Consider the following 26902-nt stretch of genomic DNA (forward strand, 5'->3'; position numbering starts at 1 on the left):
AATTAAACCAGTTCAACGATCGCCATTTCGGAATTGTCTCCTTGACGGGGGACTGTTCGTACGACGCGGGTGTAGCCGCCGTTGCGCGAGCCGTACCGTTCTTGTGCCGCCTCAAACAAGGCGTGCACTAACTGTTTATCGTAGATATAGCCCATAGCTTGGCGGCGAGCAGCCAAGGAGCCTTCTTTGGCCAGGGTAATCATCCTGTCCGCCTCTGAGCGCAGCGCTTTGGCGCGGGCGAGAGTGGTCGTGATTTTACCGTGGCGGATTAATTCGGTGGTCAGCGAGCGCAGTAGGGCGCGGCGCTGGTCAGCCGGTTTGCTGAGTTGGGGAACGCGACAGCGGTGACGCATGGCAGTTGGTAATTGGTAATTGGTAATTGGGCGCCGGGATAGTCCGCGAGTTTTGAGCGGTGAATTCTTTAACTTAAAAACTCACCGACTTAAAATTCAGAACTTTTTTACCCGTTACCCGTTGATTAACTTTTAGCTGATTTTTCTTGTGGCAAGGTAATGCCCAAGCGTTTTTGTAAAGCTTCAATCACTTCTTCTGCGGACTTCTGCCCGAAATTCTTGATCTCGAGCAAGTCTTCTTGGGTATAATCCAATAAGTCTGCAACTGAGTTGATCTGAGCCCGCTTGAGACAGTTGTAAGCCCGGACGGACAACTGCAATTCTTCGATCGGAATTTGGCTGGTAGGATCGGCCTCACCTGGATACTCTGGTTTGAGAGAATCTTGGGTGATGTCTTTGAGAGGTGCAAATAAATCTACCAGGATGTGGGCAGATTGACTCAAAGCTTCTTGAGGAGTCACGCTGCCATCAGTCCAGATTTCCATAATCAGCCGGTCTTTCTCGACCGTGCCGCCTACCCTAGCATCTTCAACGCTATAGTTGACTCTGCGAATCGGCATAAAGATGGCGTCAATTTGGAGAAAATCCAAAGCCGATCCATCATCGCGACTGCGGTCTACAGCTCGGTATCCGATGCCTTTTTCAATTCTGAATTCCATTTCCAGAACTGAGCCGGGCGAGAGAGTTGCAATGTACTGGGAGCGATCGATCAATTCCACCTCAGAGGGCAAATCGAAGCGATCGGCCGTAACTGTGACAGGGCCCTCAATCCGCAACCTGCCGATTTGCGGCTGCTGAGAATGAGTTTTGAGGACGACCTCTTTCATGTTCAGGAGAATTTCTAGAACATCCTCACGTACCCCTTCGATCGTGGCAAACTCGTGATTGACGCCCGCGATTCGGACTGAAGTTACTGCCGTTCCTTCTAAGTTTGACAGCAGAACTCGCCTCAGCGCATTCCCAACAGTTGTTCCCTGACCGCGATCGAGCGGTTCCAGGACAAATTTTCCGTACTGACTGCGGTCTTTGTCAGTGTTAGACTCTATACATTCAATTTGAAACTGCGCCACGGAGTGACCTCCCTTTTCCACTTTGGATTTTTGATTTTGGATTTTAGATTGCAGAGCATACCCCTGAACGGATTTCGGATTTTGGATGGACGGGGCAACAGTTAGAACCATTAGTTTTTGACTTTAAGCAGTTAGCCATTATCCAAAATCTAAAATCTAAAATCTCAAATCGTTTTAGACTCTACGCCGCTTGGGAGGGCGACAGCCGTTGTGAGGAATTGGGGTAACATCTCTAATCAGGGTGATTTCCAGTCCCGCCCCTTGCAGCGCCCGAATTGCAGTTTCTCGACCTGCTCCTGGCCCGCTTACCATTACTTCTATTTGGCGCATTCCTTGGTCGTTGGCTCTGCGGGCAGCACTTTCTGCTGCTGTTTGAGCTGCAAAGGGAGTTCCCTTCTTAGCTCCTTTAAAACCGCTGGAACCTGCCGATGCCCAGGATATCACTTCGCCGTTGAGGTCGGTAATAGTTACAATCGTGTTGTTAAAGGTAGACTGGATGTAGCCTACCCCATTGGGTACATTCCGTTTCTGCTTTTTTGCACCAGATTTCTTGCCTGTTTGTTGTCGCGCCATATTAGTCTCTTTAACGTTTCTCTCAACTAATGTTCCGAAGCGCTAGGAGCCAGCAGCCCCCAGCGTATTTTTCCAAAAAAGATGTTACTTCTTGGAAGGTGCCTTTTTCTTGCCCGCAACTGTTCGGCGGACGCCACGACGGGTTCTGGCGTTGGTACGGGTTCGTTGTCCCCGCACCGGCAGACCCAAACGGTGACGCCGACCGCGATAAGTTCCGATGTCCATCAGGCGCTTGATGTTCATTGACTCCCAGCGCCGGAGGTCTCCTTCGATTTGGTATGTGGTTTCTACATGAGCCCGCAGAGCTGTCACGTCGGCCTCTGTTAAATCCTTGACGCGAGTGTCAGGATTTACGCCTGTTGCAGCGATAATTTTTTGGGCTCGCGACAAGCCTATTCCGTAAATGTATGTCAGACCTATTTCGACGCGCTTATCGCGTGGAAGGTCTACCCCGGCAATCCGTGCCACACTTTTTCTCTCCCTAGTTTTCCTGTTTGGCTACAATGTTCAATTAGGATGCACCTGCGTGCAGTGCCCAATCTTCTTTTTTTCTAACCTTGGCGCTGTTTGTGTTTCGGGTTAGTGCATATCACCATCACTCGACCGCGACGGCGGATGACGCGACATTTCTCACAAATTTTTTTGACAGATGCTCGAACTTTCATCTTTCTTCCTGCCTGGAGAACCCCGCTCTACCGGAGAGCAGGCACGCTGGGACTGCCCGTAGAGCGGTGGGAGGAGAGGCTGGGCAAGGTGTAGGCCTCTCCTCGATTAAATTGTATAAAGTGCGGGTTGTTTCATGAAGGAGCCCGCTTGCACCCAGTCCCATTGCTGGGTAAAGTTCGCCTGCGCCAGAGTGTGGGCGAGCGATACTTTTACGGTGTAACAATGACTTAACCCGGTACACCGCTGGGTTGTTGACGCCCTTCTCGGCAACACTACAAACGTAGCATTATAGCATAAATTTGAAGCTTTTTACCAAATTCTCTCTAAATTAAACTTAGAATTAGTTTTTAGAAAGTTTTATCTAAGCCTATTTTTTCCGAAGGCGATAAGTAATCCTGCCTTTGGTCAAGTCGTAGGGAGTCAATTCGACTTTGACGCGATCGCCAGGCAGAATTTTGATGTAGTTGCGGCGGATCTTGCCGGAAATGTGAGCTAGCACGTTAAACCCATTATCTAGGTCAACGCGAAACATCGCATTGGGCAGGGATTCCGTCACTGTCCCTTCCATTTCAATTAAATCTTGCTTAGACAATTTGGTATTTACCTCAACTCTACATTTGATTAACTAGGAGTGTCCCGCTATTTGCCTCAAAACCTATTTACTGGTAGGAGTCAAACGGGAAAGCGGGGAAGAATTCGGGCGACTTTATCGACTTCTTGACTCAACCAACCGCTTGCTTTAGCTTTACTTGAGTAAAGTTGTGGCCATTAGTATCGAGTTCAATCCGGGAACTAGCAACCCTCACAAAACCTGATAGCACAAAAAGCTCCTAGTTAACATATCTTAGCAAAAGCTGGTGAGTAACAAGGTGTATTGAGAGAGTTCAAGAATCGCCAGAGAGAGCTTGCTGCAGTTCTGCGGTGACTAATTCCATCGCTCGATCGCCATCAACCACAACTAACTGTTCGCGGTTTCTGTAAAACTCAATCAAAGGTTCAGTTTGCTCCCGATAAACTTGCAATCGGCGGCGGATGGTTTCCTCATTGTCGTCCTGACGCCCCCGCGACAGCAGGCGAGCCACCAAAACATTGTCAGGAACGTCCAAATTGACAGCTCTGAGATCGCAGTCCTTTCCAGACGCACTTCCCTCACCGCCAACATCGCAGAGCAGTTTGTCAAAAAAAGCTGCCTGCGGCACTGTGCGGGGAAAGCCATCCAGAATCCAGCCAGCAGTAGCATCTGGTTGATTCATGCGTTCTTGCACGATATCCATCAATAACTCGTCAGGAACCAACTCTCCCTTATCCATGTAAGATTGTGCTTTTTGACCCAAGTCAGTTTTGGCAACTACGCAGGCGCGCAGGATGTCACCGGTAGAAATGTGGGGTATTTTCCAGAGAGCTGCTAAAAGCTGAGCCTGAGTTCCCTTTCCTGCCCCTGGAGGACCCATAAAAATCAAGTGCATTGCGATTACTTCACCATTCCTTCATATCGTTGGGAGATGACGTAAGTTTGAATTTGCTTAGCAGTTTCGATCGCGACACCTACTAAAATCAGTAGGGAAGTTGCACCAAAACCTCTAAAAGTTTGCACTCCGATCGCGCTTTCTACAGCAGTTGGTACAATAGCCACCAGACCGAGAAATATCGCTCCCAAGAAAGTCAAACGGTTCAAAACCTTCTCCACATAATCACTGGTTTTCTGACCCGGACGAATTCCAGGAATGCTAGCGCCCATTTTCTTCAAGTTCTGAGACATATCTACGGGGTTGACAATCAACGAAGCGTAGAAATAGCTGAAGAACAGAATCAAAGTCAGATAAAACAGCGCGTAAGCCCAAGGCGCGGGGCCGTTCGGACTCAAAACATTAGCAACTTGAACCAAAAACGGGTTATTGAGAGACTGAGCGAGGAAAGAAGGCACAATCAAAACCGAAGATGCAAAAATAATCGGCATCACTCCGCCTTGATTCAAGCGCAGGGGCAGATAGCTCCGGCTCTCCCGATAAACTTTGCGGCCGACTTGGCGGCGGGCCGAAATAATCGGAATGCGGCGAGTACCTTCCTGAACAAAAACAATCCCGACAATCGTTACCAAAAAGACCAGTAGCAGAACGACTACACGGCCGACAACTTGCGTGTCCCCGCTTTGAGCCAATTCAAAAGTTTGTCCCAAAGAGCGCGGCAATACCGACACAATATTGATAAAAATCAGCAGCGACGCTCCGTTCCCGATACCTCGCTCCGTCACCACTTCCGATATCCACATTACAAACATTGAGCCGGCTGTCAGAGCCAAAGCAGTTTGTGCTATGAATAAAGGCGCTGGAGATTGAGCAAAAGGGCTGACCCAAATCGCAATGCCAATACTTTGCAGAATTGCCCAGCCCAAAGAAACGTAGCGAGTAATTTGAGAAATCTTGCGCCGGCCTGCTTCTCCTTCATTTTTCTGCAAGTCTTCTAAACTTGGCAGAGCCGCAGTTAGAAGTTGCACAATAATTGAAGCATTAATGTAGGGCAAAATCCCCAACGCGAAAATCCCCAAAGCTGACAAGCCGCCTCCTGAGAACAAATCCAGAAAGCCAATTAAAGGGCTATTTTGGACGTTTTGGGCAAAGGCGACTCGATCGATGCCGGGGACTGGCAAGTGGACACCCAGGCGTACTAAAATCAGTAAGCCAATGGTTACGAGGATGCGGCCTCGCAAACCAGCAGCTTGAGCCATCTGCATGAACGTCTCTTGTGCAGTTGGCGCTTTCTCTCTACTAACGTCCATAGTTACGATGTTGGATTTTAGATTTGCGATTTTCGACTAAATCATTTTCTGATAACAAGCTTGAGGATTTGAGATTTGGACATACTCTCAAACCTCAAATCTTCACGCAACTAATTCGCAACTTCCGCCGGCAGCTTCAATTTTGGTGCGAGCACCTGCGGTAAAAGCGGAGGCGCGCACTTGCAAAGGTACATTCAGTTCGCCATCTCCTAAGATTTTCAGCGGTCCGTCGTCTGTGGTGACAATTTTTGCTTGGATCAAAGAGGTAAGAGTAACTTCTGTGTTTGCTGGCAGCGATGCTAATTTACTTACATTAATGGTAGTGTACTGTTTCCGGTTCACTAAGGGGAAGCTTTTGAGCTTGGGCAGGCGGCGGTAAAGAGGATTTTGACCACCTTCAAAACCGGGTCTAGTGCCACTACCGGCTCTAGATTTTTGACCGCGCATCCCTTTGCCGGAGCTCGCGCCTTGACCGGCAGAAATACCTCTGCCCAAGCGTCGGGGGCGCTTTTGGGAGCCTGCTTTGGGTCGGGCGTCTTGCAATCTCATAGTTTTAGTAATTGGTGATTGGTAATTGGTATTTAGAGAGCGGGTACGCAGTAGTTTTGAGTGCGTGAGTTTTGAGTTGCGAATTTTTTTATTTTCTACGCAAGCACTTAACACTCAAAACTTACAGTTTCCCATTCTCGCGAGCCCTAACCGTATAGGTTTTCTACTGGAATTCCGCGCTCTTGAGCAACTTCGGACAAGGTGCGGAGGGTGGAAAGGGCATTGACTGCGGCTCGGGCGTTGTTTAAGGGATTTCCGGAACCTAGCTGTTTGGCTAAGATATTGCGGACTCCTGCTAGTTCGAGAACAGTTCGCACTGCTCCCCCTGCAATTACCCCGGTTCCCGGAGCTGCCGGCCGCATCATCACTTTAGCTCCGCCACCGTCACCGTTGATGGGGTGAGGGATGGAGTTAGATTTGGTGAGGGGGACTTCAATTAGGTGCTTTTTGCCGTCAGCGACGCCTTTTTTAACGGCACCGATTACGTCGCTAGCTTTGCCGACTCCTACTCCAACTTGACCGCGTTCGTTGCCGATAATGACTATGGCGCGGAAGCTAAGTTTTTTCCCGCCTTTGACTACTTTAGTAACGCGCCGAATCTGAACGACCCGCTCTTGCCATTCGGATTCTTTTTCGCGCGTTTTATTATTGCTGCTTTTTTTCTTGTTGCGCTGTTCTTTTTGTTCTGCCATAGTTTTGTCCTGTGGGAATTAGTAATTGGTGAAAGGCGATCGGCAAGTGGTAATTGTTTGAGTAAAAAGTAAAAATAGAAGAAATCTGGATATTGCCTTTTAACTTTCAACTTTTGACTTTTTACTTTTTAATTACTCATTACCCGCTACCCATTACCCCCTCTAGAAGTCTAACCCCGCTTCGCGAGCTGCTTCTGCGAGGGCTTTGACACGACCGTGATAGAGGTTGCCCCCCCTATCGAATACGACTTTGACTATGCCAGCGCTGGAACAGCGTTTGGCAATCAACTGACCGACTTGCACGCTCGCGGAGCAGTTGCCGCCAGAACTGAGAGTTGACTTCAATTCGGGATCGAGGGTTGACGCGGCGACCAAAGTGTGCTGGGCGGTGTCGTCGATTACTTGAGCGTAGATGTGCTGCTCCGATCGAAATACCGCTAGTCTGGGACGTTCGGAGGTGCCGAACACCTTGCGCCGAACACGGCGGTGTCTGCGCTGGACTGATTCTTTGCGAGTAAGCTTCATTGTTACTTCTTACCTGTTTTGCCTGTTTTACCAGCTTTGCGCCGGACGACTTCGCCGCTGTAGCGAATGCCTTTGCCCTTATAGACTTCGGGCGGACGCACCGCGCGGATGCGGGCTGCTGTATTGCCTACGAGTTCTTTGTCAATGCCGGAGACAATGACGTTGGTGTTGCCTTCAACTGCCATTGTGATGCCTTCTGGAGGGGGCATTTCAACGGGTTTGCTGTAACCGACGTTTAAAATCAGGTTCCGTCCTTGAACCTGTGCCCGATAACCTGTGCCGATAATTTCGAGGCGCCGCTGAAAACCTTGGGATACACCTTCGACCATGTTGGCGACTAGGGTGCGGCACAAGCCGTGCAGTTGTCTGGCGACGCGAGATTCGTCTCGCCGGGTAACGAGTAAAGTCTCGCCTTCGAGTCCCATGACGATTTCGGCTGGGATAACTCGGGAAAGTTCACCTTTAGGGCCTTTGACGGCTACTTTTTGACCGTCTAGGGTGATGGTGACTTTATTGGGAATGCTAATCGGACGCTTGCCAATTCGCGACATAGTTTTTTGTCCTTTGTTTTTAGTTATTAGTCCTTGATTATTAGTCTTTAGTTATTAGTCCTTAGTGATTGATTTTGGAGTCTGTTGCCAACGACCAGCGACTAATGACTAATGACTAATGACTACCAAACATAACAAAGCACTTCACCGCCCAAACCTTGGCGTCGAGCTTCTCTATCCGTCATAATGCCGCTGGAGGTGGAAATAATGGCAATGCCAATTCCGCCTAATACTCTGGGCAATTCTTTACGGTTCGAGTAAACGCGCAGTCCTGGTTTGCTGACTCGCTTAAGTGCCGTGATAATGGGCTTGCGAGTTTTACCTTTGTACTTTAGAGAAAGCACTAAATGTCGCTTGACCCCTTCTGCTTCTGCTTCTTCAAATTCGCCGATGAAGCCTTCACTTTTGAGGACTTGGGCGATGCTGCGGGTCATTTTTGTAGCTGGAATTTGCGTTGTTTGGTGGCGCGCCATGCAAGAATTGCGAATGCGCGTCAACATATCTGCTATGGTATCGTTAGCTGCCATCTTTTGCTTCTTACTCTAGTGCTTAGTTGTCCCGGAACGGCATTCCCATTTCTTTAAGCAAGGCGCGTCCTTCTTCGTCGGTGTTTGCTGTGGTGATAATTGAAATGTCCATGCCTCGAATTTGATCGATGCGGTCATATTCTATTTCTGGAAAAATTAGCTGTTCTCTCAGACCCAAGCTGTAGTTGCCGCGCCCGTCGAAGCTTTTGGGGCTGATGCCGCGGAAGTCGCGGATTCGGGGGAGTGCGAGGTTGATCAGCCGATCGAGAAAATCGTACATCCGATCGGCGCGCAGCGTCACCATAACGCCGACTGGTACTCCTTTGCGGATTTTGAAGCCTGCGATCGCTTTTTTCGCCCGCGTCACTACTGGTTTTTGCCCGGTGATGATGCCAATTTCGTTGATCGACGAATCCAGTGCCTTAGCGTTTTGAGATGCTTCTCCCAAACCGCGGTTCACTGTGACTTTGACGAGTTTGGGAACCTGATGGATATTAGTATATTTAAACTGATCCATCAGTGTCGGAACGATTTTTTCTTGATAAACAACCTTGAGTTTGTCCGGCATAGTTTTTGTGTTTCGTTAACTGTCCCTGGGCTTGGTCAGGGAATTTGTCGCTTGTCAGTCTCACCGATGTTAGTTATTAGTTGAGAAGTCACTTGCCAGAAGGCGGACTAATGACTGAGGACTGATAACCAATCACTATTGATCGATGATTTCTCCAGTTTTTTTGAGCTGTCGCAGTTTCCGGCCGTCTTCGCTAAATGTATAGCAAACGCGGCTAGCTATTTTTTCTTTTTCGGAATAGTGCATGACATTTGAGCTGTGAATGGGAGCCTCAAACGTGAGTATTTTCCCGGACTCTCCCTCTTGCTGGGGCTTGACGTGCTTTGTTCTGATGTTTACACCTTTAACAATTACTTTGCTGACTTTAGGATATGTCTTTAAGATTTCTCCGACTTTTCCTTTCTCTTTGCCAGTAATTATTTGCACGGTGTCGCCTGCTTTGACGTGCATTCTGTAGCGCTGCGATTCGCTAGTTGGTTTACCCTTTTTTCCGTACATTTTAAAGTACCTCCGGGGCTAAGGAAACGATTTTAGTAAAGTTTTTGTCGCGCAGTTCGCGGGCGACGGGGCCGAAGACGCGAGTGCCTTTGGGGTTGCCGTCTACGTTGATAATAACGGCGGCGTTATCGTCAAAACGAATGCTCATGCCGCTGTCGCGGCGCAGGCCTTTGCGGGTTCTGACAATGACGGCCCGGACGACATCTGATTTTTTGACGGCCATATTGGGGATGGCGTCTTTGACGACGGCAATGATGACATCGCCGACTCCGCCGTAGCGGCGGTTGCCGCCTCCCAATACGCGGATGCACATCAGTTTGCGGGCTCCGCTATTGTCGGCGACATTGAGGTATGTCTGGGGTTGAATCATGGTGATTGGGGAAAAGGTAATTTGATGCTTGCTAACTGCTAACTGCTAATTGCTAATTGATGGGTAATCACAGAGTCGATCGATTTATTTGACGATCGCACACTTAAAAGCAATTAAGAATTAACTGTTAGCCATTTTTTGCACCGAAAATCTCAGCAACCGTCCAGCGTTTGGTTTTGCTCAGTGGGCGAGTTTCAGTGATGCGGACGCGATCGCCCGATTTGCACTGATTTTCTTCGTCGTGAGCTTTGTACCGCTTGGTGCGGACTACGATTTTGCCGTATTTGGTGTGGGAGGAGCGGTTTTCGATTGCTACCACGACGGTTTTATCCATCTTGTCGCTGACTACTACGCCAACTCGTTCTTTAATTGCCATAGCTACCTATTTTTGTTGTGCAATTGACTTTTTTTTAGCTACTGTGCGATGGTCGGCTCGGCTGCTTCTGACTCTTGGCTGACTGCTGGGGTTGGAGCAGGCTGTGCTACCTGTTTAGATGCGGCTAATTTTTCTGTCGCTTCTTTCTCAGCAACGATTTGGCGCTCGCGTTCAACTGTCATCAATTGAGCTAGCCGGTGTTTGGCGTGCTTGAACAGGTGAGGCTTTTCCATGCGACCAGTAGCTTGCTGGAGCCGCAATTCCATTAGTTGGCGCTTGACGGCTAAAATTTGCTCTGCTACTTCAGCATCGCTTAATTCTCTAGCTTCTTTAATCTTGGTCAAAGACATAATTGTGTGCTTTCTCGTTAGCGATCTCGGTATGACAGAAGACAGAATTGTCTAGATGGTGAATGTCGAAGGAAAGAAAAGTTATGAATGACCGATTTTAAATTGCTGTAGCCGTTTAAAATTTTGACCAATGCCGACCTACTTCTACCTTCGATTATCGCTATGACTGGTCTTCTTCGCGAGTGATGAACTTGGTTTTAATTGGTAACTTGAAAGATGCCAAACGCATGGCTTCGCGGGCAGTTTCTTCACTTACACCGCCAATTTCAAACATTACCCGGCCCGGTTTGACCACGGCAACCCAAAACTCTGGTGCACCTTTACCAGAACCCATCCGGGTTTCTGCGGCGCGCTGGGTGACTGGTTTGTCGGGAAAAATGCGAATCCAGATTTTGCCGCCCCGGCGGATATAGCGGGTCATGGCGCGGCGTCCGGCTTCTATTTGGCGGGAAGTGATCCAGGCGGGTTCGACAGCTTGGAGCGCGAAGTCGCCAAAGCTAACTGTATTGCCGCGGGTGGCAATACCGCTCATTCGCCCGCGCTGTTGTTTGCGGAATTTGGTTCTTTTAGGGCTTAACATGGCTTTGGGAGTTGGGTAATTGGTAATTGGTAATTGCTAATTGGTGATTGCTAATTGCTAATTGGTTTGGAACAACTCACACTTAACAAATGACAACTAACAGTTAACAATTAGCTAGCCTTCGTTCGATCGATCTTCAAAGTTCTGGCGGCGGCGCCTTTGTTTGGTGCGGGGCACTGCTGCATTTGGTGCAGCTTCTTGTTCTTGTCCGGGAATAATTTCGCCTTTGAAAACCCAAACTTTAATGCCGAGAATACCGTAGATGGTTTGAGCAGTGCAGTAGGAGTAGTCGATGTCGGCCCGCAGGGTGTGCAACGGAACTCTTCCTTCGCGTGTCCATTCGGTACGAGCGATTTCTGCGCCGTTGAGGCGTCCGCTGACTTGAATTTTGATGCCTTGGATGCCGACTTTTTGAGCGCGGGTGATTGCTTGGCGGACGACTCGGCGGAAGGATACGCGCCGTTCTAGTTGCTGAGCGATGTATTCCGCGATCAGTGTGGCATCGGCGTCTACTCGCTGAACTTCGACGACGTTGATGCGGATTTGGCGGTTGCTACCGAGTTGCTGCTGCAAACCGACGCGCAAGGTTTCGATGCCTGCTCCGCCGCGACCTACGACAACGCCTGGTCTGGCGGTGAACACTTCTAGGTCGATTTGATCGGCTTTCCGCTCAATTTTGACCGAGGAAATGCCCGCATTGTTGAGCGTTTTACGAACGTACTTGCGAATTTTATAGTCTTCTTGCAAGAGTTCTGGATAGTTTTTGGGGTCAGCAAACCAGCGAGAGCGGTGCTCTTGGGTAATGCCGAGACGAAAACCAATTGGATGTATTTTTTGGCCCATAATAGTTGATGAGTTAATTGGTATTTGGTAATTGGTAACTGGTAATTGGTAATTGGTGATTACCAATTTTTTTCAACTTTAAGCTGTTTATTACCTATTACGTTTTTCCCTGGTTTAGTTTTCTACGAGGGGAGCTACTACTACGGTAATGTGACAGGTTGGCTTGCGGATTTGGTAGGCGCGACCTTGAGCGCGGGGTCTAAAGCGTTTGAGGACTGGGCCTTGGTCTGCGTAAGCTTGAGAAACTACCAGCTTAGATTTATCCAATCCTGCGTTGTGTTCGGCGTTGGCTACTGCCGATCGCAAAACCTTGACGATTGGTTCGCAGGCGCGGTAGGGCATGAATTCGAGTAAAATCAGCGCTTCTTGGTAGCTTTTGCCGCGAATTTGGTCGAGGACTCGGCGCACCTTGAAGGGGGATGTCCGGATGTAACGGGCGATCGCCTTAATTTCGGATGTGGTATCTATAGCCATTTCGATTTGGGTAATTGGTAGTTGGTAATTGGGGAAAAGGTAATTGGTAATTCGGAAAAACTTTTTCCGACGACGTATTACCTGTCACCTAATTAGGCTATTTTTTACTTGTCTTTCTATCACCACTTTTAGCGTGACCTCTAAAGGTACGAGTGGGGGAAAATTCTCCGAGTTTGTGACCTACCATTTGGTCTGTGAGGTAGACGGGTACGTGCTGTCTGCCGTTGTGAACGGCGATCGTGTGACCTACCATTTGGGGCAGGATTGTGGAAGATCGCGACCAAGTTTTAATTACTTGTTTTTGGCCGGCGGCGTTGAGTTTTTCGATTTTTGTCATCAGAGCATCTGCGACAAAGGGGCCTTTTTTTAGCGATCGAGACATGATTTTTTAGTGATTCAGGAGTTATTAGTCAGCTTTCAGCCGTCATTGGTCATCAGTCCTCAGCCATTAGTTAGCCGTTAACAACTAAGCACTGAAGACTGCTGACTGATTACTAGCTTTGTCTACCGCCCTTGCCGCGCTTGGAAGATTTGCGGCGGCGGCGGACGATTAAAGCGTCGCTGCGCTTGTTTTTGCGTCGAGTTTTTGCACCCAATGCTGGTTTACCCCAAGGAGTGACAGGCCCCGGACGTCCGATAGGAGCTCTGCCTTCGCCACCGCCGTGCGGGTGGTCTACCGGGTTCATGACACTACCGCGAACGGTGGGTCTGCGGCCTTTCCAGCGGGTGCGACCTGCTTTGCCGAGGCTGATGTTTCTGGCGTCGGTGTTGCCCACTTGACCGATAGTTGCGTAGCAGTCGGCGCGGACTTTGCGCTGTTCGCCGGAGGGCAGTTTGAGGGTGACGTAGCTACCTTCTTTTGCCATTAGCTGAGCGCTGGAGCCTGCGGAGCGAACGATTTGTCCGCCTTTTCCGGGTACTAGCTCGACGTTGTGGATGCTCGTACCGAGGGGAATGTTCTTCAGGGGCAGGGCGTTACCGATCTCGATCGGCGCGTCTGGGCCTGAGACAATTACGGTACCGACGTTTAAGTTGAGCGGGTGCAGGATGTACCGTTTTTCGCCGTCTTTGTAGAACAGGAGGGCGATGCGGGCGTTGCGATTGGGATCGTATTCGATCGCCTTGACGGTAGCGGGAATGCTGTGTTTGTCGCGGCGGAAGTCGATGTCTCTATAAAGCCGTTTGTGACCGCCTCCCCGGTGGCGACAGGTGATGACGCCTCGGTTGTTGCGGCCTTGTTTGGTGTGCTTGTTGTTGGTTAGAGACTTTTCTGGTTCTGATTTGGTAATTTCAGCGAAGTCCGAGACGGTTTGTTCTCGGGTGCTGGAGGTATAAGGTCGGTAAGAACGGATGCCCATAATCGATTTTAGATTTTAGATTTTAGATTTGGGATGCAAGGACTTGGCGGTTTTGGATTTTAGATTTGGGATTATTCAGTTAACTTGGTAACTTTCTGGGTTTGGTATTTTCACCAGTTAACCGCAATCTAAAATCTAAAATCTAAAATCCAAAATTGGCTAAACTTCTGGGAATAGGAGTTTGCGGATCGAGTCTCCGTCGGTCAGAGTTACGGTTGCTCGCTTGTAACAAGGTTTAAAGCCGACGAATTTGCCAACTCGACGCTTTTTGCGCGGCGGGTTTTGGGTGTTGACGCCGATGACTTTAACCTTAAATAGTTCTTCGATTGCAGCTTTGATTTGAGGCTTCGTCGCTTTGGGGGCTACGTCGAATGTGAATTGATTTAATTCCATCATTCGGGTAGCTTTCTCGGTGAGAATCGGACGCTGGATCAAATCTGCGTAGTCGCGGGGGTCGATTTTACTCACCGTAAATCTCCTGAATTTTAGCTATGGCTGTAGATGTGACGATAATTTTGTCAGCCGCGAGAACGTCGTAAACATTCAGGGAAGTTGCCAAGATGACGTTTACTAATTCGATGTTGCGTCCTGATAAGTAGACGTTTGGTTGCGGTTCTGGCAAGATTAACAGAACTTTTGTATCGGGTTCGATGCCCCAGCGGGCGATCGCACTCAGCAATTCTTTGCTTTTGGGTCTCGGAAATTGCTCTGCAAATTCTTCAACCACAATGATGTCTTCGGTGCGACTTTGGAATGCTGTCCGCAAAGCGAGACGGCGTTCCTTTTTGTTCATTTTGACTTCAAAGTCTCTCGGTTTTGGTCCGAAGATGACACCGCCGCCCCGCCACAGCGGAGAACGGATTGAACCTGCTCTGGCTCGACCCGTGCCTTTTTGACGCCAGGGTTTGCGGCCACCGCCTCTGACTTCCGAGCGAGTTTTGGTGCAAGCATTTCCTTGACGGGCGTTATTCAGTTGCCGCGTCAATGCTCTGTGAACGATGTGAGAAGCATTTTCTTCTTTGGCTACGCGCAGTTCTAAAGTTGTTTCCCCAACTTCTTCGCCTTGCCAATTTCGGACTACACAATTAACCATATCTTTTGTCCTTTGTCTGTTGTTAGTTGTCTGTTGTTAGTTGTCTGTTGTCTGTTGTCTGTCGTCTGTTGTCTGTTCTCAGGTCTTAGTTTTCAGCTCTTAGTTTTCAGCTTTTAGTTCTTAGTTATTGCTTGCTACTAATGGCCAACCACTATCTACTGACTGCTGACTACTGACTAATGACTACTGACTAACGTCCTACTTTTTTCTCAGGCACAACATTGACTAAGGCGCCAGCTTTGCCGGGAACTGCTCCCTTAATTAGCAGCAAATTCTGCTCTGTATCCACCCGGACAATTGTTAGTTTGCGGACGGTGACTTGAACGTTGCCCATACGTCCCGCCATTCTTTTCCCGGGATAAACGCGACCGGGAGTAGTTCCAGGTCCGATCGATCCAGGCTCGCGGTGGTTCTTGGAACCGTGAGACATGGGGCCTCGTTTAAAGTTGTGGCGCTTTTGAAAACCTGCAAAACCTTTACCGATGCTGGTACCGATGACATCTACTATTTGTCCCGGTGTAAAGGTATCTGCTTTTAGTTGTTGACCTAATTCAAATGAACTGGTGTCTTCCAAGCGGTATTCCTGCAAGTGGCGCAGTGGATTCGCCCCCGACTTGGCAAGGTGTCCTAGTTCTGGCTTGTTGAGAGCCTTTGGTTTGACTTCGTTGTATCCAACTTGAACGGCACCGTAGCCGTCAGTTTGTTTTGTTTTGATTTGAGTTACTGTACAAGGCCCTGCTTGTATGACGGTGACAGGGATTGCTCTCCCTTCGGCGTCAAACACTTGAGTCATGCCTAGTTTAGTGCCAAGAATGCCTACAGACACGGATTTTTTTCCTTTTATTTACGCAAGAGGTTTCGGATTGCGAAATTTACGTCAATCCGCTTGCTCTTGTGCAGAAACATTTATTTCAGTGTTCCTGCAATTAACTGTTATCAACCAACAGCCTTCCTCTGTGTTTAAAATTTGAGTTTTAAATTTGGGAGCGAGCTTGTGGAAGTCTTGCAAGGGTTGAGATTCGCGGCTTTTTACCGACTCTATCTCCGAGTTTTGTCTCGGTCTTGCTTGTTTGTGCCAGGACTTGAGCAGCAAACTACTCAGTATCCTTTACGGCGACAATTCACAATAGTACATGAAGTGTTTGCCGTTTGTCAAGGCCGGGATGAGAATTTTTCGGCTCAACTTTAGGATTTATAATATTTCCAGCTCGCAAGCAGCGATCGACCAAATTTTGATACAGCAGGAAACACAAATTTATGGGACTGATTACGACGGGATCTGATGTGATTCGGGATTTGGAAAAGTCGGGGTCGCTGGCCCTGTACGTTCCTTTAGAGGGAGGATTTGAGGGGCGCTACCTGCGGCGGCTGAGGGCTGCGGGTTACGGGGCGCACACGATCTCGGCGCGGGGTTTGGGTGATTTGGCGATGTATTTGACGGGGGTTCACGGGGTGCGGCCGCCGCATTTGGGCAAGAAAACTACTGGCAACGAAGCGGCCGTGGGTTATACGTGGTTCGTGCCGCCGATTTTGCAAACTCAATTAGACAATTTGCCGCCGAAAGCAAAAGGACTGGTGCTGTGGATTATTGAAGGGCACATTTTGTCGAATCAGGAGATTGAGTATTTGACTGTTTTGCCGACGTTAGAACCGCGAGTTAAAATAGCAGTGGAGATGGGAGGCGATCGAGCTTTTAGCTGGAAGCCACTTAAAGACGCTTTAGTTGCAGCTTAAATTCCGCTATTTGCGATCGCAAATCAACTAAAAAAACGCAGCGAGCAACTAAAGCTCAACAGCTTCTGCTCGCTGGTTTTGATATATTTGGGAAAAACTTAATTAACAGGAAAAATCTTATGCTTCAGAACCGCGATTATACCATAATCATTGACAAAAGCGGCAGTATGTACACGAAAGACCAGATGGGCGGTAAAAGTCGCTGGGCGCTCATGCAAGAATCGACGATCGCATTGGCGAATAAATGTGAAGAACTCGATCCTGATGGCATAACAGTTTATTTGTTTTCCGGTCGCTTCAAGCGCTACGACAACGTAACATCCGCTAAAGTCGTGCAAATTTTCCAAGAAAACGAACCTTCGGGAACTACGAATTTAGGTGCAGTGCTGCAAGATGCTCTGAACAGTTTTTTTGAGCGCAAAGCATCCGGTAAGACCAAGCAAAATGGGGAAACAATATTAGTGGTGACCGACGGGGAACCGGACGATCGCAAAGAAGTGATGAAAACGATTATAGAGGCTTCGCGGAAGCTCGATCGAGATGAAGAGCTGGCGATTTCTTTCATTCAAGTAGGGAATGCGCCGGAAGCTACTAAGTTTCTCAAGATATTGGATGACGAACTGCAAAGCGCTGGGGCTAAATTCGATATCGTTGATACTGTCACGATGGAGGATATTGAAGGAATGACCCTGACGGAGGTATTGCTGAATGCAATAACTGATTGAGGAGGCGGGCGAATTTCCCGTGATTATATTGGGGGCAGTTGACCCAGCAGGATTTTTTAGGGGGTTTAAGTTATGGAATCGATCGAGCGCCTGTTAGGTGAACTTAAGGCAGAGTATCAAGCATCTCAAAAAAATGCTGAGTTGAAAAGTCAGGCGCCGGCGCAAGCACAAGCGCCGTCAAATGCAACATTTAAAACATCAGATATAAATTTGTATGCTAGTCCTTTGGATCGGGATTTAGCTCAAATTAAGGCTGAGTACGAATCGCAAAATAAAGCTCAGGAAGTCGCTTCACTGCAACCGCTTAAGGCTGAGCACGAAGCGCAAAATAAAGCTCAGGAAGTCGCTTCACTGCAACCGCAACCAGCAGAAAAAGTCGCGGGGCCGCAGTTGGACGTACAAACGCACAGACAGAAAGTTAGGCAAGCTCAGGTTTGGCTGAAAAAGTTGGATAAGAATTCCGATGAGGGATATTGGTTCGATCAGTTTGCTTTTAGGTATTCTTCGAGGATAGATGCGGCGATCGACTATTTGCAAGCTGTGAAGGAGTTTGATTGATTGAACTACACGGTATTCACAATTTGTAAGGACGTTTTTTGGTTAATTGCCATCTCTATTTGCTGTAAAGACACGGCAGTGCCGTGTCTTTACAAAGCGTAAAATAAATATCATTTGTATCACGCGGGATTTAGGATACGGCACTGCCGTATCCCTACAAATGACCAGCAAATAAATATCATTTATAGGAACACAGCACAGTTATTTCCTGTGGCTGCCACAACCACGGGGAGGATTGCTCCTATACTAAATTTTTGGACACAGATGTAGGATTCAACAAAAACAAAGCCGCCTTTTTTGCTGTATCTTCAGATAGCTGAATTTGTTTTAACTCAACAATACCTTCACTGATAAAAGTATCTCTCAAAGCAGCTTTTTCTCCACTGTTAAAACTCGTTTCGTAAAAAACTTCTCTAATTCCAGCGGCAATGACTAATTTCAAACAATAGATGCAGGGTTCTAAAGTGACGTAAATACTAGCCCCAGCAGTAGATATACCGTGTTTGGCAGCTTTAGCGATCGCATTTGCTTCCGCGTGAACCGCCCTTGATGGCAAAGTTTTACTGGCGTCGCAACTACTCAAACCAGGATAGCAGAAGCCTTGAGTAGTACAGTGTGCCGAACCTGACGGCGAACCGTTGTAACCCGTTGCTAAAACTTGCCTGTTTTTAGTTATCACTGCGCCTACGGGAAAAGCCAGACAAGTCGATCGAGTGGCAGCCAATTTTGCTAACATTAAAAAGTATTCGTCCCAGGTCGGTCTTTCTTCTTCTAAATTCATCTTCGATCCTGAATGTATTGCTCGCTCGTTTTCAGACACTGGGCCGCTTTCTGCAATTCTATTCCTAAATAACCAATATGCTCGCCTTTGATGGCAGGGGAAGCCGCACAAATTTCTCGCACTAACTTGAGAGGGTTTTTTCCAGAATAACAGGTGACAACTTCGCCGCTGCCTGGGGTGGTTTGCGTGACTACTATCTGATTGTCGGCTACTTCAACTAAAAAATTGCCCGCTGCATCGAAAAAGTCTCGATCTTCGCAGATTTTAGCATATTGGGTTTGAATTAGTCGATCGGCATTTTCAAAGGTATCGTCATACAAGTGAGCCGATTGACTCAGCGTTACCAACGGGCCCATTGTCAAATTATAATCGGAACGCCTCGCAATTTCATCTCGAATGTGCTGCTGCAAAGCCCGCAAACCCATTGCATTTGCCGGCCAAGCCGCAAACATATCGTTACTGCGGAGAGTTGCTGTTAGGGAGATTTCACCGTCAACAACTCGCACCCAAATGTGATTTAAACAAGGACTGCCGCTGTGCTGGTGGTCTGATGAACCGTCAGGCCTTCTGTTAATATTTCCTCCGGCATCCCACAAACTAATTACTGCACTGGCAGCATCAATTTCTTTAATTAGTTTGGCAATCACTTCTTCAATTTGATCGCGACCAAACCACGATCGCATCCGCTGTGCGTAGGTATATTTAATGCCTTCGCTATACGGAGCATCTTCCAGCATTTGCGGTTTGTACTGTTCGAGGAAATCGCGGTCTATTGGTAAGTAATTTGGTTCAGGAAAATAGAACTCCGCAGGTTCATCTGTAATGACTGCCATTAAGTCGATTAATTCTTGCCACTGTCCGTCGTAACCAGTCGGCCGCAAGGTGCCGGTGGTCTTAATTCGGTGGATAATTTTTACCCAAGTTTCGGCTATAGTTTTGCCTTCGATTCTGTGTCCGTATTTCTGACCGGGGAGTACAGTCGGGACGATTTCGACTAACGGAAAAGTTACGGTTTCTCCCCAAGGTTCAACAGATTCTTTTTGGGCAAAAGACTTGACAAGAGTCACTGTTTCTGCTATATTTTTGGCTTCTTTCCATTCTATTTTATGACGCAATAGTTCTAAGGCTTCTGCTGCTATTTCAATATCAATGTAGCCAAATATTGAAGATTTAATTAGCCAGCAATCTCTACCAGTATCGCTTTTGCCTGCTTCAAAGCCGTTGCGAAAAAAGTCGAGCAAGCACGCTGCCGCACCCGAATTGCGGTCTTCTTTGGTAGCGTTGAGAATTACTAAAAAGCGGACGTGGGGATTGCACAGCAAGTTTCTAATTAAGAAGTTGATGCCGCGAGTAGGAGAGTAGAGTTGACCGATCGCAGCATATTCTTGAGGTTGTAAATGTTTGCCGATCGCACTTTTTACTGTCCAGCCGCTGACAATGGCTGTTTGCCCCGTTCCGCAAATTAATTGATTTGGTTTGTATAGGGGTTTGTACTCAAATTTATTGACGAGATTTGTGACTGTCATGGTTTATCGTTTTTTGCACCGCGTACTACTATATCAATAGTTTGGATGGTTTTAAGGGGCGATATCAATCATCTTTATGCCGCCGCTGCAATGATTTGTTATGCTGCGTCAACGCAGATCGTTGCCTGAATGTCTTTTACAGCGAGCTCCTTCACCGGAATTGAAATCACAAATTCTGTACCTTGACCTAAAGTTGAGTTGACTTCTAGAGTTCCAGAGTGTTTCTGGACTACGATTTGACGAGCGATCGCCAATCCTAGCCCTGTTCCTTGCCCCACGCCTTTGGTGGTAAACAGATGCTCAAAGATTTTTGGCTTCACCGCATCCGTAATCCCAATCCCATTATCCTGAATTCGGATCACTGCCTGAGATTCCGACAATTGCGTCTTGACAGTAATCTGGTTGGGGTTGGCTTTGATCTGAGCAAAACTGCGTCCTTGATTTGATTCCTCAAGGGCATCGATCGCATTGGCCAGCAGATTCATAAATACCTGATTTAACTGTCCGGCAAAGCATTCTACCTGTGGCAGATCGCCATAGTCTGTGATGACTTGAATTTCCGGGCGAGATTCGTTGGCTTTGAGGCGATGCTTGAGAATCAAGATCGTGCTGTCAATGCCGTCGTGGATATTGTAAGGAATGGGGCGATCGCTATCCGAACGCGAGAAGGTTCTTAAACTGGTGCTGATTGTGCGAATGCGATCGACTCCTTCTTGCATCGAATCGATCAACTTGGGTAAATCCTCTTGTAAATATTCCAAATCTATTTCCTCCACTAATTCCTGTAGTGAGGCACTTGGATAAGGGAGTTCTTTTTGGTATAACTCAATTAGTTGAAAGAGGTCTTTAATATAGTCCTGAGCGGGTTTGAGATTGCCAGCAATAAAGCAAAGCGGGTTATTAATTTCGTGCGCGACACCCGCGACTAAATTGCCCAAAGCACACATCTTTTCGGTGTGGACTAAATGAAGCTGAGACTCTTGCAGTTGTGTGAGTGCTGCTTCTAAATCAGCCGTTTGCTCAGCTACACGCTGTTCGAGATTTTTAGTTAACTGCCGTAGCTGCAAATGAGTTTTCACCCGTGCTAGCACCTCCTGTTCTTGAAAGGGTTTGGTGATGTAGTCCACAGCACCCAAGACAAATCCTTTCACCTTACTGTCGGCATCGGAGAGAGCGGTCATAAAAATGATGGGAATACTGGCTGTTTTCGGATCTGCCTTCAGACGTTTGCAGGTTTCAAAGCCGTCAATTCCTGGCATTTGAACGTCGAGCAAGATCAGATCGGGAGGATAAGCTTGGACTCGCTTAAGAGCGCGATCGCCATCGAGCGCGGTTGCTACTTCGTACCCCGCATCACTTAAGGTTTCACAAACCACTTCTAAGTTCGCAGGGGTATCATCCACCACCAGAATTAATTCAGGACTAGACATCGGCTTTCTTCTCTGTGAGGTGTTGTTGTAGCAACTCTTCAATCTCTTCGGCTTTAAATTGCTTAGCAAGCCGAATAATTTGTGAGGCAAAATCTGCGTAGCCAGGGTTAGAGTGAGCCATAAGCTCTGTGTGTTCTCGGAGCCGTTTTAAATTGCCTTTATGTGCCATTTCTAGTAACGTATTTAACTCTAATGGGGAAGGAATAATCAGCCCTTCAGGGTTCTCTAATGGAGTCGCTGGAGTGGATGAACCAGACTCGTCTGAGGCTGTAATTTCATATTTCCACTTTAATTCCAAATGAGTGGCTAACAGGTTAAATAATTCACTGACTTCCACTGGCTTGGCCAGAAAATCATTTCCCCCTGCATCTAAACTCATCTGTCGATAGGCTTGTGCTACTGATGCAGAAGAGACAATGATCTTCTGGTGTTGCAAATCATTTGCACTGCGAATTTGTTTGAGCAGTTCAAAGCCATCCATGACTGGCATTGCCAAGTCTGTAATCACTAAGTCAGGTTGAGACTGTCGTATTTTTTCCAATCCTTCTTGTCCATTTTCTGCCTCACTAACTTGGAATCCTAGTGGCTCTAACAAGTTGAAGAGAACGGCTCGGTTTTCCCACCGATCGTCTACCACCAGAATGCTGCGTCGCTGTCCTTCGTAACCAATAATTTGTTTTCCAGTTGTGATGGAGTTTTGCTCGGCCCAATCGGTGGCGATCGCCAGTTCCACCTCAAAAAAGAATTCACTGCCGACTCCGGGTTGGCTCTTAACTTGGATTTGTCCGTTCATAAGTTGGACAATCTTTTGGCTGATGGCGAGTCCTAAACCCGTGCCCTCGGCTTGGCGCTGGCGATCGCCCACTTGTTCAAAAGCCTGAAAAATTTTATCCAATTGATCTGGCGCAATTCCTACGCCGGTATCCTCAATTTGAAATTTGAAAGAGCGAGTGGACCGATTGGGAGGATTCTCAACTACGGCAACCTTGAGCGTGACAGAACCTTTGTCGGTGAATTTAATCGCATTTCCCACCAAGTTGAGTAATACCTGACGCAGCCGTTTTTCATCAACAAAAATCCCTTCCGGCAACTGCGGATCGGGATCGTAAACGAAGTTAATGCCTTTTTGGTCGGCACGAATGCCGCAGATTTCAGCGACACCTTGGAGGAATGAGGGAAAGTGAATCCCTTTAGGTGTGAGTTCTAGTTTGCCGGCTTCAATTTTGGACAAGTCCAACACATCGTTAATCAGCGTCAGCAAATGAGAACCACACTGGTGAATGATTTCTACTCCATGACGTTCTTTCGCTGGCAACGCTTTGGATCGGTTGAGGATTTGAGCATAGCCCAAAATACCGTTGAGGGGAGTGCGGAGTTCGTGGCTCATGTTGGCAAGAAAATCACTCTTTGCTTTGTTGGCATTGTCTGCTGCTTCCTTTGCAGACTTGAGTTCGGCGGTGCGTTGTTCAACTCGCTGTTCAAGCTGCTGGTTAGTTTGCTCTAGGGCGGTGAAGGAATCGCGCAACTGCTGCGCCATTCGGTTAAAGGATTGAGCAAGTACACCCAGTTCTTTAACGCCAGAGGCTTCGACGTTTTGGTCGAGTTTTCCTTCGGCGATGGCTTCCGATGCGTGACTCAGCAGCAAAATGGGTCGAGCAATCCAGCGCGAGGTGTAGATACCCAAAACCGTTGCCAGTCCTAATGCGCCTAAGCACAGCCAAATCGTGTTGACTGTGTTGGCATTAATTCGTCCCATGAAATCTGATTCGGGCATGGCGACGACTAGCAGCCAGTCCAATCCCCATTCGTCCTGCCAGGGAGTTACTTGAACAAACTCCCGCTCACCCTGGAGCTGAAAGTCTAGCTGCTGGACGGTTTGAATGGTTTTGAGAGCGCCGAAGCGATCGCGGAGATACTTGGACGTGGCTTGAATTAGGGCGTCCTTACTCTCAAAGCCCCGCAGTCGCTGAGGTTTGCCGTTGGTCACTGAAAACACGGGCGCATCGCTAGAGCTGGCAACGATTAATCCGTTACGCTCCAGAATGAACACCTTGCTGGATTGACTAACCTTAATTTCACGTAAAAAGTCACTAATTTGCGAAAGGCGCTGCTCTACCCCCACGCTGCCGATCAACTGACCATTCTTGTTATAGATGGGGCGACTCGTGGCGATCGACAACGGGTAGTTATTAGTCTCCCATTGATAGATCGCGCTCCACCCGGGCTTGCCGGTTTCGACACCTTTAGCGTACCAGCCTTCCTTCTGGAACTGATACGCTTTGGTGATTTCAAACATTTTAGTTGGCTTGCTTTGGTCATTCGTAATGTAGTTGTACAAATCAGGATTGCCGTACCGCTTCGGTAGCACCAGGCTAATGTCAGGATTGCCGTTGTTGGGAATGGTTGACTCGCGGTAATATCCCGATGCGATAAAGTCGCCCGTTTTAGAGCCGTAGAGGATATAGCCAACCTTATAGGTTTTTACCTGCTTGGCAAAGAATTGAGCTAGGCGATCGGCATCCTGTAAGTTCAACAATCCCAGGTCAATTTGCTCGCCGTTGATTTGGGTCAAATAGCGGGTTGCAGCGGCATAGCTGTCGAGGTGCTGATCCACACGGTTACTCACCTCCGTTTGCAAGTTAGTCGCTAGTTCATTCACTGCTTTTTGTCCATTTCGCAGCGACAGATACCCTGTTAATCCTACGGCTGCGAAGATTTGCAGAATGAATGGAACAACCAGACCGGTTCGCAGGGGAACCTTACTAAAGCCTTTAGCAGCAGCAATTGTGGACTTCGACAGCATAGCGTTCAAAACATTAAAGATAGGGTACAGGGTTGAGAGTTCCCAAACCGGGTTTAGAGCCACCAGATTTTATCTGCAATAAACAGGGAAAATATCGGATCGGGTTGGACTTCTAAAAAAGCATGGCGGTTCAAGTTTTATAGGATCAAATTCCGCACCACTTGGTAGCTGAAATAGGCCCCGACACTAACAATTAATGTCGTACCTCCAACAAGCAGTCGCATTAGCAAGTTGCCAGTGGTTTTCTCTTGTTCACGGAAGTGCAACAATCGCTGAGTTGGTTGATGTGCCGTTGATTGGTGGAGTGGCTGGGAGGCGGTTATCAGTTTTGATCTGTTAGCCGGCTGTTCTTTTTACTCGATCGGGCGATCGTTCTGGCTCAAATTTAAAGGCGATCGCACTCCACCAACAATCTCTCAACCCCATTGCAATCGAAGACTACCGCTTACAGAAAATCGCAGAGAAAGCCCAGGGATTCTAGTCGTGGGATGAATCTGCTGACCCTTTAGGGTCTAGTCCTTTTCAGTCTACGCCTCAGTCCCCTTCAGAGTTCTTAGCACAACAGGTTTGATTTCTCACTTCTGGCTCGCAATATTTATTTAGTAATTCTTTCTCTTCTTGAGTGACGCCAAACGTAATAAATACATCGGGCTGGGGCATGGACAGATACCACCGTTAGAGATACCTTAATTATAGTGGTTAGGGTATTAAACCACTTTACCTTCTGGAAATAACTCAGTAGTTGTAAGTTCGGGATAAAAATAATTAACTGTGATGCCCCGCGCTCCTACCTCTTTAGCAAACACCCCTGTTAACAACTATAGCCCTGCTTTGGTTGCTGAGTAAACGCCATAACTCGGCAACATCAAACGCGAACAGACGAATAAAAATTGATTACCCGTTCATTATTATGAAGCATAGTTGTCGCCTCTTTCCAGCACCGAAAAACGCCTTTGGCTTTGATTAAAAAAAGCGGCACTTATAGAACAATTAGGAGCAACTGTATCACTACATCAAAATTACATCTGTACCTACGACGATATTAAATTCGCTTTTCTCACTCCCACATTCTCATTAAACCGCGTCTTAAACTAAACTAAATTTTCTCACCTTGAATTTATTTTTATAAGCTCACTTTTTATCGTCTTAATAAATTAATTAAACAAATTCCTCAAGCCAACAATTCACTGACGGCTACGCTAAAACCTGCAAGCACACTTTGACTGTTAACAACTTCATCGCCATTAAACAACCGCCAGCGTTGCCCTGCATTGACAAATATTAATCTAGCTTCAGGAAACAGCAACCAAACTTCTAAACATCCCGATTCCAAATATTCCTGAGCTTTGGCAAATAACTCTTCGCCGCTATCTTCCGGGGAAGCAACTTCCGCTATCAAGGGAAAACTTTGGGAAAATGCTGTAAAATTGCCTGATTGTGGCAACAATTCAGGAGTGATGTAAGCAACATCGGGACGGCGACCCTGTTTGCCAGTGCGGCAAACTATTTCGGTAAGAACTTCTCCTCCCTGTCCGCTAGAGTCTTTATAATTTCCCCAGAAACGGGCTAATTTAGATTGAGCTAGACTGTGCTTGAATGTCATTCCTGTTTTCTCCACTAAGTTGCCGTCAACCCATTCTATTCTATCAGTAGGGTTGACTAAAAACTCTTCTAGAGATATGACTTTTTTAGGTTCAGATTCCGGCTGATTGTCTGCTATATTTTCTAATTTTGGCGGGAATTCTGGATCTAATTTTGGGTCTGCATTTTTGGGCGAAATTGTAGTAGCTGTCACAAGCGCAACCTCTATTTGATGATTTTAAGTTTACACACGATCGCTCTCGATCGCATCTTTATGATCTTATTGAATTGGGCAGGGCGAGTGGATATCAGCTATCGAGAAAAAACAATTTTTGTTTTTTAAACTTAGCCCTACAATTTATATATCATAGCAATTGACAAAGGTGACTTTCATGATTCTCTCAAACCGTTTTTCTGAAGCCCTCACCTATGCCGCCGAATTGCACGCTACCCAACTTCGCAAAGGTTCGGGCGTTCCCTACATTGCCCATTTGTTGGGCACGGCTAGTATAGCTTTAGAATATGGGGCAAATGAAGATGAGGCGATCGCAGCTTTGCTTCACGATGCGATCGAAGATCAAGGTGGCGCCACCACCCGCGAAGCCATCCGCCGTCGCTTTGGGGATACCGTCACAGCGATTGTAGACGGCTGTACCGACAGTGACGCGACGCCGAAACCCCCTTGGCGTCAGCGAAAACAAGCTTATATCGATCGCATTTCTACAGCTTGTGGCTCAGTGAGATTAGTCTCGGCTGCTGATAAACTTTATAATGTTCGATCGATCCTGAAAGATATCCGTCAATTAGGAGATACTGTTTGGGAACGCTTCAAAGGTGGCAAAGACGGTTCTCTCTGGTATTATCGTTCTTTAGTAGAAGCATTCCGCAAAACAGAGTTAACGCCTATAGTTGAAGAATTAGACCGCACAGTTTTAGAATTGGAACAGTTTTCTGAAGGCTGAAGACTGAAGG

35 protein-coding genes are annotated in these 26902 nt (G+C 47.5%); 4 read left to right on the top strand and 31 right to left on the bottom strand.

The annotated features are described in order from the left end of the window. Positions 1-2: 2 nt before the first annotated feature. The 26 genes from rplQ to rplC all read right to left on the bottom strand — a co-directional run bounded on the left by rplQ (position 3) and on the right by rplC (position 15618). The gene (gene rplQ, locus QUA62_RS06275) at positions 3-353 is read right to left on the bottom strand and encodes a 50S ribosomal protein L17 (protein WP_333174645.1); all 351 of its coding nucleotides are present in this window, start codon (positions 351-353) and stop codon (positions 3-5) included. A gap of 125 nt (positions 354-478) precedes the next feature. Beyond that, on the bottom strand, positions 479-1423 hold the full coding sequence (locus QUA62_RS06280; protein WP_332958426.1) for a DNA-directed RNA polymerase subunit alpha: 945 nt from the start codon (positions 1421-1423) through the stop codon (positions 479-481). 174 nt (positions 1424-1597) lie between these two features. Continuing rightward, complete coding sequence (gene rpsK, locus QUA62_RS06285; RefSeq protein WP_006634980.1) at positions 1598-1996, bottom strand: 30S ribosomal protein S11; 399 nt, start codon at positions 1994-1996, stop codon at positions 1598-1600. An 84-nt stretch (positions 1997-2080) separates the two neighbouring features. Further along, on the bottom strand, positions 2081-2464 hold the full coding sequence (rpsM, locus tag QUA62_RS06290) for a 30S ribosomal protein S13 (protein WP_006634981.1): 384 nt from the start codon (positions 2462-2464) through the stop codon (positions 2081-2083). Positions 2465-2547: 83 nt separating this feature from the next. Next, positions 2548-2661: a 50S ribosomal protein L36 gene (gene rpmJ / locus QUA62_RS06295; protein ID WP_015178722.1), complete on the bottom strand. Its 114-nt coding sequence runs from the start codon at positions 2659-2661 to the stop codon at positions 2548-2550. Between the two features lie 368 nt (positions 2662-3029). After that, the gene (gene infA / locus QUA62_RS06300) at positions 3030-3254 is read right to left on the bottom strand and encodes a translation initiation factor IF-1 (RefSeq protein WP_006276978.1); all 225 of its coding nucleotides are present in this window, start codon (positions 3252-3254) and stop codon (positions 3030-3032) included. 292 nt (positions 3255-3546) lie between these two features. Beyond that, complete coding sequence (locus QUA62_RS06305; RefSeq protein ID WP_190657968.1) at positions 3547-4128, bottom strand: adenylate kinase; 582 nt, start codon at positions 4126-4128, stop codon at positions 3547-3549. Positions 4129-4133: 5 nt separating this feature from the next. Then, positions 4134-5438: a preprotein translocase subunit SecY gene (gene secY / locus QUA62_RS06310; RefSeq protein WP_190657970.1), complete on the bottom strand. Its 1305-nt coding sequence runs from the start codon at positions 5436-5438 to the stop codon at positions 4134-4136. A 102-nt stretch (positions 5439-5540) separates the two neighbouring features. Then, positions 5541-5987, bottom strand: coding sequence for a 50S ribosomal protein L15 (gene rplO / locus QUA62_RS06315; RefSeq protein ID WP_190657972.1), 447 nt, complete (start codon positions 5985-5987; stop codon positions 5541-5543). Between the two features lie 146 nt (positions 5988-6133). Further along, positions 6134-6679, bottom strand: a complete 546-nt coding sequence (rpsE, locus tag QUA62_RS06320) for a 30S ribosomal protein S5 (protein ID WP_006634985.1) — start codon at positions 6677-6679, stop codon at positions 6134-6136. Positions 6680-6841: 162 nt separating this feature from the next. Beyond that, the gene (gene rplR / locus QUA62_RS06325; RefSeq protein ID WP_190657974.1) at positions 6842-7204 is read right to left on the bottom strand and encodes a 50S ribosomal protein L18; all 363 of its coding nucleotides are present in this window, start codon (positions 7202-7204) and stop codon (positions 6842-6844) included. Positions 7205-7206: 2 nt separating this feature from the next. Beyond that, positions 7207-7755 carry a 50S ribosomal protein L6 gene (gene rplF, locus QUA62_RS06330; protein WP_006634987.1) on the bottom strand — a complete coding sequence of 183 codons (549 nt, stop codon included), beginning with the start codon at positions 7753-7755 and terminating at the stop codon, positions 7207-7209. Positions 7756-7877: 122 nt separating this feature from the next. Beyond that, positions 7878-8282, bottom strand: coding sequence for a 30S ribosomal protein S8 (gene rpsH, locus QUA62_RS06335; protein ID WP_190657976.1), 405 nt, complete (start codon positions 8280-8282; stop codon positions 7878-7880). 22 nt (positions 8283-8304) lie between these two features. Next, positions 8305-8850 carry a 50S ribosomal protein L5 gene (gene rplE / locus QUA62_RS06340; RefSeq protein ID WP_190657978.1) on the bottom strand — a complete coding sequence of 182 codons (546 nt, stop codon included), beginning with the start codon at positions 8848-8850 and terminating at the stop codon, positions 8305-8307. A gap of 135 nt (positions 8851-8985) precedes the next feature. Further along, entirely contained in the window at positions 8986-9348 is a 363-nt protein-coding gene (rplX, locus tag QUA62_RS06345; protein ID WP_006634990.1) for a 50S ribosomal protein L24, read from the bottom strand. 1 nt (position 9349) lies between these two features. Further along, positions 9350-9718, bottom strand: coding sequence for a 50S ribosomal protein L14 (rplN, locus tag QUA62_RS06350; RefSeq protein WP_006634991.1), 369 nt, complete (start codon positions 9716-9718; stop codon positions 9350-9352). A gap of 127 nt (positions 9719-9845) precedes the next feature. Next, positions 9846-10094, bottom strand: a complete 249-nt coding sequence (rpsQ, locus tag QUA62_RS06355) for a 30S ribosomal protein S17 (RefSeq protein ID WP_015178711.1) — start codon at positions 10092-10094, stop codon at positions 9846-9848. Between the two features lie 38 nt (positions 10095-10132). After that, entirely contained in the window at positions 10133-10444 is a 312-nt protein-coding gene (gene rpmC / locus QUA62_RS06360; RefSeq protein ID WP_190657980.1) for a 50S ribosomal protein L29, read from the bottom strand. A 160-nt stretch (positions 10445-10604) separates the two neighbouring features. Then, complete coding sequence (gene rplP, locus QUA62_RS06365; RefSeq protein WP_190657982.1) at positions 10605-11024, bottom strand: 50S ribosomal protein L16; 420 nt, start codon at positions 11022-11024, stop codon at positions 10605-10607. Positions 11025-11138: 114 nt separating this feature from the next. Next, positions 11139-11867 carry a 30S ribosomal protein S3 gene (gene rpsC / locus QUA62_RS06370; RefSeq protein ID WP_190657984.1) on the bottom strand — a complete coding sequence of 243 codons (729 nt, stop codon included), beginning with the start codon at positions 11865-11867 and terminating at the stop codon, positions 11139-11141. A 114-nt stretch (positions 11868-11981) separates the two neighbouring features. Further along, positions 11982-12341 carry a 50S ribosomal protein L22 gene (rplV, locus tag QUA62_RS06375; protein WP_190657986.1) on the bottom strand — a complete coding sequence of 120 codons (360 nt, stop codon included), beginning with the start codon at positions 12339-12341 and terminating at the stop codon, positions 11982-11984. A 97-nt stretch (positions 12342-12438) separates the two neighbouring features. Then, positions 12439-12723 carry a 30S ribosomal protein S19 gene (gene rpsS / locus QUA62_RS06380; RefSeq protein WP_190657988.1) on the bottom strand — a complete coding sequence of 95 codons (285 nt, stop codon included), beginning with the start codon at positions 12721-12723 and terminating at the stop codon, positions 12439-12441. Positions 12724-12835: 112 nt separating this feature from the next. After that, positions 12836-13699, bottom strand: coding sequence for a 50S ribosomal protein L2 (rplB, locus tag QUA62_RS06385; RefSeq protein WP_333281702.1), 864 nt, complete (start codon positions 13697-13699; stop codon positions 12836-12838). Between the two features lie 159 nt (positions 13700-13858). Next, the gene (locus tag QUA62_RS06390) at positions 13859-14167 is read right to left on the bottom strand and encodes a 50S ribosomal protein L23 (protein WP_006634999.1); all 309 of its coding nucleotides are present in this window, start codon (positions 14165-14167) and stop codon (positions 13859-13861) included. Continuing rightward, positions 14160-14792, bottom strand: a complete 633-nt coding sequence (gene rplD / locus QUA62_RS06395; RefSeq protein ID WP_190657994.1) for a 50S ribosomal protein L4 — start codon at positions 14790-14792, stop codon at positions 14160-14162. Before rplD ends, QUA62_RS06390 begins: the two co-directional genes overlap by 8 nt. Before the next feature lie 190 nt (positions 14793-14982). Then, entirely contained in the window at positions 14983-15618 is a 636-nt protein-coding gene (gene rplC / locus QUA62_RS06400; RefSeq protein ID WP_333039608.1) for a 50S ribosomal protein L3, read from the bottom strand. 431 nt (positions 15619-16049) lie between these two features. On the opposite strand from rplC, the gene QUA62_RS06405 reads away from it, so the two are divergent. The 3 genes from QUA62_RS06405 to QUA62_RS06415 all read left to right on the top strand — a co-directional run bounded on the left by QUA62_RS06405 (position 16050) and on the right by QUA62_RS06415 (position 17809). Further along, a complete protein-coding gene (locus tag QUA62_RS06405) occupies positions 16050-16526 on the top strand; it encodes an NAD(P)H-quinone oxidoreductase subunit N (protein ID WP_006635002.1) in 477 nt (158 codons plus the stop codon). Positions 16527-16645: 119 nt separating this feature from the next. Then, positions 16646-17251 carry a vWA domain-containing protein gene (locus QUA62_RS06410; RefSeq protein WP_190657998.1) on the top strand — a complete coding sequence of 202 codons (606 nt, stop codon included), beginning with the start codon at positions 16646-16648 and terminating at the stop codon, positions 17249-17251. A gap of 72 nt (positions 17252-17323) precedes the next feature. Then, complete coding sequence (locus QUA62_RS06415) at positions 17324-17809, top strand: salt stress protein, Slr1339 family (RefSeq protein WP_333403091.1); 486 nt, start codon at positions 17324-17326, stop codon at positions 17807-17809. Positions 17810-18050: 241 nt separating this feature from the next. Here QUA62_RS06415 and QUA62_RS06420 read toward each other — a convergent pair whose 3' ends face one another. The 5 genes from QUA62_RS06420 to QUA62_RS06440 all read right to left on the bottom strand — a co-directional run bounded on the left by QUA62_RS06420 (position 18051) and on the right by QUA62_RS06440 (position 26144). Further along, positions 18051-18590: a dCMP deaminase family protein gene (locus tag QUA62_RS06420; protein WP_190658002.1), complete on the bottom strand. Its 540-nt coding sequence runs from the start codon at positions 18588-18590 to the stop codon at positions 18051-18053. Beyond that, positions 18587-20116 carry a thymidylate synthase gene (locus QUA62_RS06425; protein WP_333403093.1) on the bottom strand — a complete coding sequence of 510 codons (1530 nt, stop codon included), beginning with the start codon at positions 20114-20116 and terminating at the stop codon, positions 18587-18589. The genes QUA62_RS06420 and QUA62_RS06425 overlap by 4 nt, the downstream gene beginning before the upstream one ends. Positions 20117-20214: 98 nt before the next feature. Next, positions 20215-21546, bottom strand: coding sequence for a response regulator (locus QUA62_RS06430; RefSeq protein ID WP_333403095.1), 1332 nt, complete (start codon positions 21544-21546; stop codon positions 20215-20217). Then, a complete protein-coding gene (locus QUA62_RS06435) occupies positions 21539-24412 on the bottom strand; it encodes an ATP-binding protein (RefSeq protein ID WP_333403097.1) in 2874 nt (957 codons plus the stop codon). The genes QUA62_RS06430 and QUA62_RS06435 overlap by 8 nt, the downstream gene beginning before the upstream one ends. 1108 nt (positions 24413-25520) lie before the next feature. Continuing rightward, entirely contained in the window at positions 25521-26144 is a 624-nt protein-coding gene (locus QUA62_RS06440; protein ID WP_333403099.1) for a Uma2 family endonuclease, read from the bottom strand. 178 nt (positions 26145-26322) lie between these two features. Here QUA62_RS06440 and QUA62_RS06445 point away from each other — a divergent pair, with 178 nt between their 5' ends. After that, the gene (locus QUA62_RS06445; RefSeq protein ID WP_333403101.1) at positions 26323-26892 is read left to right on the top strand and encodes an HD domain-containing protein; all 570 of its coding nucleotides are present in this window, start codon (positions 26323-26325) and stop codon (positions 26890-26892) included. Positions 26893-26902 lie beyond the last annotated feature (10 nt).

Origin of the sequence: Microcoleus sp. MON1_C1 (genome assembly GCF_036701945.1) — a bacterium.
In the GTDB taxonomy this organism is placed as follows: Bacteria; Cyanobacteriota; Cyanobacteriia; order Cyanobacteriales; family Microcoleaceae; genus Microcoleus.